Origin of the sequence: Streptomyces sp. DvalAA-14, from assembly GCF_900091855.1 — a bacterium.
In the GTDB taxonomy this organism is placed as follows: domain Bacteria; phylum Actinomycetota; class Actinomycetes; order Streptomycetales; family Streptomycetaceae; genus Actinacidiphila.
In genome coordinates, this window is the sequence record NZ_FMCH01000640.1 from 1 (window position 1) to 1,432 (window position 1,432).

Annotated in this window: 1 protein-coding gene and 1 pseudogene; one reads left to right on the forward strand and one right to left on the reverse strand. The window is 79.6% G+C overall.

Annotated elements, in window-relative coordinates:
• A partial coding sequence (locus GA0115240_RS37760; RefSeq protein WP_218087454.1) for a hypothetical protein occupies positions 1–220 on the forward strand: 220 nt, incomplete at its 5' end.
• A 688-nt stretch (positions 221–908) separates the two neighbouring features.
• Here GA0115240_RS37760 and GA0115240_RS39075 read toward each other — a convergent pair.
• Positions 909–1,432, reverse strand: a pseudogene (locus GA0115240_RS39075) (hypothetical protein); the annotation flags it as partial.

The following is a 1,432-nucleotide window of genomic DNA, read 5'->3' on the forward strand; positions in this document are numbered from 1 at the left end:
CCTCGGGCTCGGGATCGGCGTGCGGGACGTCCCGGGGCGGGCGGTCGGCGGCCGGCTCCTGGTCGCGAGCGTCGCCGACTCGGTCCGGCGCGGCGTCAGGTGCCGGTACGACCCGGGCGAGCGGGGCCGGGGCCGGGTCGGGAACGGCCTCCGGCGCCGGGGCCGACGCAGCCTCTGGCGGTTCCGCCGCCGAGGAGCCGTCACCGGTCGCGGGGACTGAACCCTCCACGCCCTCGACCGCCGCCCCGGCAACAGGCTCCGCGTCGCGCACGCCCCCCGCCCTCGGCTCGGGCGGCGCCGGCGGCCACCGGTGGCCGCCGGCTGCGTGCTGCGAGCGGTCCACGTTGCCCCGTCCGGGCGCGGCGGCGGCCCCCTGCGGAGCGGACTCGGCGCCTGGAACGGGCGGCCGTTCGCTCCCGGGACCGTCATCGGCGACGGATTCCGGGCCCTCCATGTCCCCCGGTGCCACCGCGGCAGCCGGTTCGGGTTCCTCGCGGCGATTCGTTTCGCCGTCGGCGCCAGGCTGCGCCGACGGAGTGACGCGGGGGTCGGGTGAGAACGCCGGACCCGCACCCTCGGGCCCACTGCGAGGCTCGGTTCCAACGGGCTCGGTCCCAACGGGCACGGTCGGCTCGCTCCCGACAGACTCGGTGCCGACCAGCTCCGGCTCCGACGCCGGCGGCTCCGTGGCGACCGGTGCGGGATGCGCAGGCCCGGCGACGACGGGCTGCCACTCCCCGAACCACCCTCTGGTGGGCCGCACGCCCTGGGCCCGCGCCTCGGGAGGCTCGACCGGCTGGGGCGGCGGGGGCGGCGAGACCGGCGGAGTCGCTTGGGGCCGCTCGGTTTCCTCCGCCGCCGGCGGCAGATCCGCCGCGTCCGCGGCCTCCCCCGCCCGGTCCGCCGCGTCAATCGCGGCCGCGGGCGGCTCCACCACCGTTTCGCCGGCCTCGGTGTCCTCCGCCGCCGGGGTCGGCGGCGGGCTCGGCGGGCCCCATTGCTCGGCGGCGGGTGGAGCGGTCGGCGGCCTCGGGGGTGGCGGCTGGGCGGGCCGGCGGCCGGGGGGCGACCCACGCCTCCCAAGGCTGCGTCGCCGGCGGCTCGTTCACCGGCCGGTCCGGGGCGTTCCCCCGGCCGTACGTCGGCTCGGCCGACCACGCGTCCCATGGCCGCAGCTCTTCCTCCTCCGCCGACTGGCCGGCGGCCTCGGCGGACGCCGCCTCCGGCTCCGGCTGCTCCGCCTGCTCGGCATCGGTGAAGGTCGGCGGCGCGGACCAGGGATCCCAAGGGGAGGGCCCGGCGCCGCGCGCACCGGCCTCCACCGCGTCGGGCGGAACCGTGCCCTGCGGCGGCACGGAAGTCGGCGGTACGCCATGGGTCGGCGCCGCACTCCAGGCATCCCACGGTTCGAAGCCCTCGGTGGCGGGCTCGG